Source organism: Hyphomonas sp., from assembly GCF_040882205.1.
GTDB lineage: Bacteria > Pseudomonadota > Alphaproteobacteria > Caulobacterales > Hyphomonadaceae > Hyphomonas.
On the sequence record NZ_JBBEBT010000013.1, the window covers coordinates 1 to 8,586 of the forward strand.

Consider the following 8,586-nt stretch of genomic DNA (forward strand, 5'->3'; position numbering starts at 1 on the left):
AATAAGGGAGAGCTGGATGGCGTCCGTGTTCTTAATGCGCGACGTGTTGAAGAAATGATGTCCAATCAACTCTCCGAGGCGGCCTTAAATCAGTCGCCGCGCTTGTCCAAGGATGGCGTTACTTACGGATTGGGTGGTGCGATAGTTCAGGATCCGAACCAGGCCCCCTTGTCTGTGCCCAAGGGTATGTATTTTTGGTCCGGCGCTGCCTCAACGTTTTTCTGGGTTGATCCAGAAAACGGCACTTTTGGATTGGTTATGACGCAGGTGCTTGGAGGTGACTTCAATAGCTATCGTTTGGAGATTATTGACGCTTGGTATGACAATGCGGCAGAGTGAGCGCGGCGAAATCTTGCGCGTTCTGCCGAGAACGAAAGCAGCGCAGCTTGCAGCCTGATCCTCTGAAAGCTGCCATCAGCAGCCGAAGACATGCGCGACATGCGGTCCGCCCGCGCGAGTTGCGCAGGTATGACGCATACACGCGGCGCGCCATATCACCCTCAAACCCAGGGCAAGATCGAACGCCGGCACCAGCCCTTGAAGAACCGGATCCTGCTGGAGAACTACATCCTGCCCGTGGCCTGCCCCTCAGCAGTGGTCCACCAGATTTGTTAGCCCGGCGGTTGCAAGGTAGCAGCGTTCATGCTGCCACCTCCCCATAGTAAGGCGGCATGAACGCTGCGGGCAAGATGGCTTTTGGGGCGGGTGGTTTGTAGCCCAGGGGCGAGTGCGGCCGGGCGGTGTTGTAGTGGAGCCGCCAGGCTTTGATCAGGATTTTTGCCTCGCGCAGATCGAAGAAGATTTCCCTTGCCAGCAACTCGTCGCGCAGCTTGCTGTTGAAGCTTTCGCAGTAGCCGTTCTCCCAGGGTGACCCCGGTTCGATGTAGAGCGTCTTCACGCCGATGCGTTCGAGCCATTCGCGCAGCGCTGTTGCAATGAACTCCGGGCCATTGGCGGCCGGCGACATCTGGGCGCTCTCCGTGGCAGATCAGGACGAAGCCGCCGGCGCGATCGCCGCAAGCGGGCTGAATTGTCCGTTCACGAACAGTAGGCCGAGGCCCTCGCTGTCCCAGGCCCGGACAACCTTGCCGATGATGATCGTGTGGTCGCCAGCGTCATGGGTGGCGGTAAGCGCGCATTCGAACACCGCGACACATCCCGCCAGCAAGGGCACGCCATCGGCGTTCAGGCGGTGATCGATCAAGTCAAAGGACTGCCCGCCTCGGACGAAGGATTCGCACAGGCTCGCCTGCTCGGCGGTGAGGATATGGATCGCGAAATGCCGGCTTTCGACAAACACATCGTGGCGCCGGGAGGCCTTGGCGGGTGACCACATGACGAGTGGCGGCGTCAGCGACAGGCTCGCGAAACTGTTTGCGGTGATGCCGACAGGCTCCGTTTCGCCAGGAGCAGTGACGATCGTCACGCCGGTCGCGAAACGGCCGAGGGCCCGGCGGAACGCGCGCGGATCGAAGGCGGGATCAAAGCCTCCAAGGCACGTGTCAGCACTGGTCATGCGACTTCACGGCCGAGGGCAGCTGTGTAGAGCTCGAACCAGTCCTGCCGACCGAGCCTGACCTTCAGGGCCTCGCCGATCTGACGGATCCGCTCGATCCGGTTGGTGCCGATGACGGGCATGATCCGCGCCGGATGCGCCAACAGCCAGGCAACTGCCACCGATGAGGGCGCGACATCGTTCGCCTTTGCCAACCGGCCCAAACTTTCCGTGACGCCAGCATTCTCGCTGCCGAACAGCCGGCCTCCGCCGAGCGGCGACCAGGCCATCGGCGTGATGGCGCGCTCCTGAAGGAAGGCAAGTTCACCATTCGTGAACGGAAGATGATGCACGAGGCTGAGTTCGATCTGGTTGGTAACGAGACGCTCGCGCATGGCCGATTGCAAGAGCGTGAAATCGTGCGGCATGAAGTTCGACACCCCCACTGCGCGAACCTTGCCGGAGGCGACCAGCGCATCGAGCGCCGCGCCGGTCTCGGCATGATCCATCAGCGGGTCCGGCCGGTGGATCAACAGGAGGTCGACATGGCCAGTCGCCATTTCCTTCAGTGAGGTTTCGACCGACTGGATGATGTGTGGGGCGGTGGTGTCGTAGTGCTTGACCTGCGCCGCGGCGTGCCGCCCGACGGGGGCGATGATGCCGCATTTGGTTACAATCTCGACCTTGTCGCGCAGGTGCGGGGCCGCGCGGAGGCAGCCGCCGAGCAGCGCTTCGGCGGTGTAGCCGCCATAGATGTCGGCCTGGTCGAGGGTGGTCAGGCCTTGTGCGAGACACGCCTCGATCTTCGCCTGCACATGCGCGGGCGAGGTGTCGCGGTCGTCGCCAAGGCGCCACATGCCATAGGCAATGTGCGAAAAGCTTACAGGCCCGAGGTTCAGACGCTCCATTATACGCGCGGCCCGGTGCCGAGCGGCGTTGCGGAAACGGCCGCTGGCACACGGCCATAGGCTTGCGGCAAAGAGCATGTGTCGAGATGCGGCATCACGCGGCTGCCGAAGGATTTGCATTCATCTAGGTGAGGATAGCCCGAAAAGATGAAAGCGCGAATCCCCATCTTCTGGTAGGCTTCGATTTCCGACAGCACCTGGTCTGTCGACCCCACAAGCGCAGCGCCGCAGCCCGACCGCGCCCGGCCGATGCCTGTCCAGAGATGCGGCTCGATATAGCCGAACTGGTCTGAAAGTTCCCGCGCCCGCGCCTGGAGCGAAACGCCGAGGCTGATTGAATCGTGGGCCCGGTCGCGGATCATCCGTCCGTATTCGTCGTCGAGCTTGCTGACGAGGTGTTCGGCATATTCGCGCGCTTCCTGTTCGGTGTCGCGCACGATCATGTGCACCCGCAGGCCATAGTCGATCACCCGGCCATATCTTTCGGCGCAGGCGTGTACGGCGCGCATCCGGCCGGCGAGCTGCTCCTTGGTTTCGGGCCACATCAGATAGACGTCGCAATATTCTCCGCAGAGCTCGAGCGCGTCAGGCGAGTAGCCGCCGAAATAAAGGAGCGGTCCGCCCGTCTGGTAGGGCACGGCCGGCGCGGTCGGCACCTTGCTGAACTGATAGACCTCGCCTTGATGGTCGATCGTGTCGCGGCTCCAAGCCTGCCGCAAAATCTGCACGACTTCGCGCGAGCGCCGGTAGCGGTATTCGCTGTTGGCAACTTCGCCCGGAAAGTCCGAGCTGATGACGTTAAGCGTCAACCGGCCCTTCAGCATATGGTCGAGCGTCGCGACCGTACGCGCAAGCATGATCGGCTGCATCTCGCCGCAGCGAATGGCGGCGAGCATGTTGATCTGGCTGGTCAGCGGCGCGCAGCCGGCGACGAAGCTGAGCGTGTCCTGCCCGACTTGGTAGGAGGATGGGCAGAGGATATTGCGAAAGCCCTGCGCCTCGGCTTCGAGCAGGATGTCGCGGCAGTGTTCCCAGCTGGAGCGCAGGCGCCCGTCGGGGACGCCGAGATATTCGAAGTCATCCGAGCAGAGCGCGGAGAACCATGAAACTTCAACCGACTTGAGGTCTGCCGACTTCACCGGAACGATCGTCATGGCTGGCCAGCTCCTTGCAAGTCATCATCTAGAATTGGCCTTGCCTAGCATCACAATACTTGTATATCAATAGTGCATCAATCAAACAATCGCTGCGGGCTCAATGATTAAATCCGGCCCTCTTCCGAAACACCTGCAGGTCACCGAAATGCTGATTAGGGAGATTGCCGCCGGACATATTCCGGACGGTAGCCGCCTGCCTCCGGAGCGCAAGATGGCCGCCGAACTCAACATCGCCGTCGGAACCTTGCGCAAGGCCCTCGCCGAACTCGAAAGCAAGCAGATGCTGGAACGTGTCCAGGGTTCGGGAAATTATGTCCGTGCCCGGCCGGCTGCGGAAAGCATCTATGCCTTCTTCCGGCTTGAGCTCGCCGATGGCGGCGGCCTGCCGACGGCGCGGGTGATCCAGGTGTCGCGTCAGCCGAAGCCGGAGGACGCACCGGCGTTCGGCGAAGGCGCCATCGCTCACCGGATTCGCCGACTGCGCTATCTCGACGACCAGCCAATCGCCGTCGAGGAGATATGGCTCGACGGGCGCTTCATCAACCGGCTGGACGCGTCGCAACTCGTCGATTCCCTCTATTTCTTCTACAAGAAGACACTTGGCCTTGTGATCACACGCGTCATCGACAGGGTGGGTGTGGGCCCGGCGCCGGCCTGGACACCGCAGGCCTTTCCGATGCCGCACGGCGCGCCCGCCGGTTATATTGAACGGCTCAGCTGGGGTCAGGACGACACGCCGGCTGAATTCTCGCGGACATGGTTCGACCCCGAACTTGCCCGCTACACGATGCGTTTGCAGTGAGACCCCTGAAATGACCGACCTGAAGTACGGCCTGATTGGCTGTGGAATGATGGGTGCGGAGCATGTCCGCAACGTCGCGCTGGTGGACGGCGCGCGGATTGCCGCCGTGTACGATCCAGTGCCCGAACTGGCCCAGCGGGCAGCGCGCCTTGCGGGCGGCGCCGAGGTGCTCGGCGCTCTCGACGCGCTGATCGTCCATCCGGGCCTGGATGCGTTTATCATCTGCAGCCCGAATTTCCTGCATGTTAGCCAGCTGGAGGCGATCGCGGCGCGCCGGCCGCTGCCCGTTCTATGCGAAAAGCCGATCTACACGCGGGCCGAAGATGCCGCACGGATCGCTGCGCTAGCCAAGGATTTTCCGCATCCGGTATGGGTGGCCATGGAGTACCGCTACATGCCCCCGATTGCGGAACTGATCGCCGAGGCCGATGCGGTGACCGGCGGCGTCAAGATGCTGACCATCCGCGAGCATCGCCTTCCCTTCCTCGACAAGGTGGGCAACTGGAACCGGTTCAACGAGAATACCGGCGGCACGCTAGTCGAGAAATGCTGTCACTTCTTCGACCTGATGCGCCTGATCCTGCGGGCAGAGCCTGTGCGGGTGATGGCCAGCGCCGGGCAGGTCGCAAACCACAAGGACGAATCCTATGACGGGCGCACCCCGGACATCTGGGACAGCGGCTATGCCCTCTTCGATTTCGACAATGGCGCCCGCGCGATGCTGGAATTGTGCATGTTTGCCGATGGGACGCGCTGGAACGAGGAAATCTGCGCGGTGGGCCCTGCCGGCAAGATCGAGTCGCGCATTCCGGGTCCGCAGCGGTTCTGGCCGGACACGCTCGGCCCCCCGCCGGAACCCGAGATCAGCACCTATCCGCGCCATCCGAAGAACCCGCAGACGCGCGTGCTGTACCTTGCCCCCGCCTTGCTGAAGGCGGGCGATCATCATGGCTCGACCTATCACCAGCATGTCGGCTTCAGCCAGACCGTGCGCAGCGGTAAACGCCCCGCAGTGACGCTGGATGATGGCTCGCGCGCCGTGCAGATGGCGCTCGCCGCCCAGCAGTCGGCGATCGAGCATCGCGCGGTCGCGTTCGGCTGATCCGGCGTGGGCGCGGTCACCCACCTGACAGCAGCCGTCCGACCCCTCCTGCCGGGGGTCTTCGTCGCAGCGCTCGTGGCGATGGCGGCGCAGTTCACCTCCGAGCACTCCGGCGCGCCGGCCATGCTGATGGCGCTGGTGTTCGGCATGACGCTGAGCTTCCTCAGCGAGCCGGGCGCGCCGACGGCGCCGGGCATCCTGTTCACCTCCCGCGATGTGCTGAGGTTCGGGGTGTTCCTTCTCGGCGCGCGGATCAGCGCCGAGCTGCTGATGGACCTCGGCCTGCCCTTGTTCGTACTCGTCGTCACAGCGATGTTTGCGACCATGCTGTTCGGCGTGCTGGCCGGGCGACTGCTTGGCAAGGACCTTCCCTTCTCGCTGCTAACAGGCGGCGCGGTTGCGATCTGTGGGGCATCGGCCGCACTCGCGATCGCCGCTGTGTTGCCGCAGGACAAGAAATCGGAGCAGAACCTCCTGTTCACAGTGCTCAGCGTCACGTTGCTTTCCACGCTGGCCATGGTCTTCTATCCGATCGGCACGGCGATGCTCGGCCTCAGCGATGTCGAAGCGGGGGCTTTTCTCGGCGCGACCATTCACGATGTGGCGCAGGTGGTTGGCGCCGGATTCTCGATCTCGGACGATGCGGGAAAAACGGCCACACTGGTCAAGCTCACCCGGGTCACGCTGCTCGCCCCGATCGTCATCGGCCTCACCCTGCTGGCGCGTGCGAAGGGCTGGTCGAGCGGCGCCGGCAAGCGCCCACCGCTGTTACCATTGTTCGTCCTCGGCTTCGTGACGCTCGCGGCGCTGAATTCGGCAGGCCTCATCCCGCTGGCCGTGCGCGAGGGCGCCATCACCGTTTCACGCTGGGCCCTGCTGACGGCTATCGCCGCGGTTGGCCTCAAGACATCGCTGCGCTCGGTCTACCAGCTTGGCCCAGGCGCCATCGGACTGGTTGTCGGCCAGAGCCTCTTCCTCGCCGCTTTCGTGCTGGCGGGCCTGATGCTCTTCCTGCTTTAACGCCCCGGCCCGGCGCTCGCCTATTTGGTGTGTTGCGCTGTCGCCACCACAGCAGGGAAAATTGATACGCTATTCATATTTCCGCAGCCGCTTTTTTGCATCCCCTCCGCATGACGTCGATGGTCAAAAATTTCCCATACCAACTCTTGTTATTATATGTTTTATATAATAAGTTTTCGCGGAAGTTGTGGAGATCGAACATGAAACAAACACCAAAAGGCACTGATCACGGTGGCGAAACGCTCAATGAGATTCCGATTGTTGACTGGCTCGATCTCGAACACGATCGAGAGAAACTCCTGCGGGATATAGAATACGCGCTTTCTGAATGCGGATTTATGGTGCTTGCGAACGCACCAGGACTTGATGACGATTTTCAACAACGCGCCTTCAAGGAAGTCCGCGCATTCTTCGATTCTTCTCCGGATGTAAAACAATCGGTGGAGATCTCTCAATCCCCCTACTTTCGCGGATACTCCGACCGAAAACTGAAAGACATCGGCCACGGACAGATCATTGAGACGTTCCAATATTCATTCGAGCAGCCACCGGTTAGCGCTCATGACGATGAAAGCTTCCCATTGCACGATCGCCTGATGAAGGGACCGAACATCTGGCCCGAGCCGGACGAACTTCCAGGGTTCCGTCCTATCATCGAAAAACTCTGCGACACCTATCATAGCCTCACGCATATGCTGGGCGAATTGATAGTCGAATCGTTAGGTGAAGATTCCGCTGAGTTCAGAAGATACTTCGATTTTGATGATCCCAATCTTGCTGCAAGCCTGAACCACAATCATAGTTTGTCAGCTTTTCCCGAAGAATCCCGAGCCCGTGTTCGGGCCGACTATGCGAAGTTCGATAGTTCGAATGTTGGAACACACATTGATGGCCCCCCATTTGTAGCGTTGCTGATCAATGATCGCCCCGGACTACAAGTTGTTGCCGGCGAAGGACGCTGGATCAATGCACCGGTCACATGCCGTACGGCAGACGGCGACTATCCTGTTCCGGTTATTCCTGGCTCGGTCATCGTCAATACAGGTGGTACGCTTATGCACCTCAGCGAGGGCCGCTACTCGGCGACCCTTCACCGCGCGAATACAACCTTGATACCTGAAGGCGAAACGCGTGTGTCTATGCCATACTTCCTGCTTCCAAAGACGGAAGGCGATTTGGTGCCTTTTGGAAAGTCGTCAGCAACGCGAGGAAACGCTTCCGGCTATGATGTCGGTCGCGATCGCGGTGCAAATGCGTGCGTCAATCGTATGGGAACATTCCCACAGGTGACGCGGCGCTGGTGGCAAAAGGAATTTGACGCTTTGCGCGAGAAAGCCAAAAGCGAAGTCGAATCTGAAACCAACGCCGCTTTCGAATTCGCCGCTAAACGAGGCGAGCGCTACAAGAACAGAACCACCTAACTGCAAGCTCAATGACGTCGAGCCGCTCGGATACCTTACCGCAACGCTCGAGGCGATCGCTCAGGGTCACCCGATGAAACGCCTCGATGAACTCCTGCCGGGACCGTTCGCCAAGAAGTCAATACACTGAGCATGTGATGCGCTCGCAGCGCTTACGATATACCCGCCCTGGTGCCCACTATCGATAGTGGGCACCATCGCCCTCTATCGAACGCGCCAGCATCAATGGATCAGGGCGCACCGCAAGGTCGGTCAGGCCGAACGCTTGCGGGCTGATTACCATCCCAAAAGGAAAAGCCCCCGAAATCCGCAAGGAAATCAGGGGCTTATTTGGGTGCGGGAAGGCGCACCAATCAAAAAAGTACCTCAATAATCCCTTTTGTTTCAGAGGGTTGACCGTTCACAAAATGCGGGATGGCGCAAGGACCGAACCCATCAGTTACTGCCGCCTGTCGATAGTGAACAAGAAGAGATCTAAGCGCTTTGCACTGCGGCTAGCGCTTGGTCTCGCGCATACGCAGGTTGCTTGGCTGAAACACGGCTGCCGTCCATGCCGCGTTTCCAGGGTTATCCCCGGGCTGAATGCCTCCGGATCCGGCGCGCAGTGCGTAAATCGCGTCATGGCATAGAGCGGACCGTATAGCAGGCGCAGCTGATCCTGAACGAACTGCAAACGCGCCG

At 60.8% G+C, this 8,586-nt stretch carries 8 protein-coding genes and 2 pseudogenes; 6 read left to right on the forward strand and 4 right to left on the reverse strand.

The annotated features are described in order from the left end of the window. A partial coding sequence (locus WEA77_RS00920) for a serine hydrolase (protein ID WP_368065997.1) occupies nucleotides 1-339 on the forward strand: 339 nt, incomplete at its 5' end. 301 nt (nucleotides 340-640) lie between these two features. Here the strand turns inward: WEA77_RS00920 and WEA77_RS00925 are convergent. From WEA77_RS00925 to WEA77_RS00940, 4 genes and pseudogenes are all read right to left on the reverse strand, one after another. Then, nucleotides 641-958, reverse strand: a pseudogene (locus WEA77_RS00925) (integrase core domain-containing protein); the annotation flags it as partial. A gap of 30 nt (nucleotides 959-988) precedes the next feature. After that, the gene (locus tag WEA77_RS00930; RefSeq protein ID WP_368065998.1) at nucleotides 989-1,516 is read right to left on the reverse strand and encodes a flavin reductase family protein; all 528 of its coding nucleotides are present in this window, start codon (nucleotides 1,514-1,516) and stop codon (nucleotides 989-991) included. Next, a complete protein-coding gene (locus tag WEA77_RS00935) occupies nucleotides 1,513-2,403 on the reverse strand; it encodes an aldo/keto reductase family oxidoreductase (RefSeq protein WP_368065999.1) in 891 nt (296 codons plus the stop codon). Before WEA77_RS00935 ends, WEA77_RS00930 begins: the two co-directional genes overlap by 4 nt. After that, nucleotides 2,403-3,557 carry an LLM class flavin-dependent oxidoreductase gene (locus WEA77_RS00940; protein ID WP_368066000.1) on the reverse strand — a complete coding sequence of 385 codons (1,155 nt, stop codon included), beginning with the start codon at nucleotides 3,555-3,557 and terminating at the stop codon, nucleotides 2,403-2,405. The genes WEA77_RS00935 and WEA77_RS00940 overlap by 1 nt, the downstream gene beginning before the upstream one ends. 103 nt (nucleotides 3,558-3,660) lie before the next feature. Here WEA77_RS00940 and WEA77_RS00945 point away from each other — a divergent pair, with 103 nt between their 5' ends. The 5 genes and pseudogenes from WEA77_RS00945 to WEA77_RS00965 form a co-directional block, all read left to right on the forward strand. Continuing rightward, on the forward strand, nucleotides 3,661-4,362 hold the full coding sequence (locus WEA77_RS00945) for a GntR family transcriptional regulator (RefSeq protein WP_368066001.1): 702 nt from the start codon (nucleotides 3,661-3,663) through the stop codon (nucleotides 4,360-4,362). Nucleotides 4,363-4,372: 10 nt separating this feature from the next. Beyond that, a complete protein-coding gene (locus tag WEA77_RS00950; protein ID WP_368066002.1) occupies nucleotides 4,373-5,464 on the forward strand; it encodes a Gfo/Idh/MocA family protein in 1,092 nt (363 codons plus the stop codon). Between the two features lie 6 nt (nucleotides 5,465-5,470). Continuing rightward, nucleotides 5,471-6,484 (forward strand): YeiH family protein, encoded by a 1,014-nt coding sequence (locus WEA77_RS00955; RefSeq protein ID WP_368066003.1) that lies wholly within the window; start codon nucleotides 5,471-5,473, stop codon nucleotides 6,482-6,484. A gap of 200 nt (nucleotides 6,485-6,684) precedes the next feature. Beyond that, nucleotides 6,685-7,905 (forward strand): 2-oxoglutarate and iron-dependent oxygenase domain-containing protein, encoded by a 1,221-nt coding sequence (locus tag WEA77_RS00960; protein ID WP_368066004.1) that lies wholly within the window; start codon nucleotides 6,685-6,687, stop codon nucleotides 7,903-7,905. Nucleotide 7,906: 1 nt separating this feature from the next. After that, nucleotides 7,907-8,035 (forward strand): annotated as a pseudogene (locus WEA77_RS00965) (transposase domain-containing protein); the annotation flags it as partial. Nucleotides 8,036-8,586: the final 551 nt, after the last annotated feature.

Bases quoted from the DNA above. Each gene is read 5' to 3' on its own strand.
- WEA77_RS00950 (WP_368066002.1), top strand. From the start codon at position 4,373: ATGACCGACCTGAAGTACGGCCTGATTGGCTGTGGAATGATGGGTGCG.
- WEA77_RS00960 (WP_368066004.1), top strand. From the start codon at position 6,685: ATGAAACAAACACCAAAAGGCACTGATCACGGTGGCGAAACGCTCAAT.
- WEA77_RS00940 (WP_368066000.1), bottom strand. From the start codon at position 3,557: ATGACGATCGTTCCGGTGAAGTCGGCAGACCTCAAGTCGGTTGAAGTT.
- WEA77_RS00935 (WP_368065999.1), bottom strand. From the start codon at position 2,403: ATGGAGCGTCTGAACCTCGGGCCTGTAAGCTTTTCGCACATTGCCTAT.
- WEA77_RS00930 (WP_368065998.1), bottom strand. From the start codon at position 1,516: ATGACCAGTGCTGACACGTGCCTTGGAGGCTTTGATCCCGCCTTCGAT.
- WEA77_RS00945 (WP_368066001.1), top strand. From the start codon at position 3,661: ATGATTAAATCCGGCCCTCTTCCGAAACACCTGCAGGTCACCGAAATG.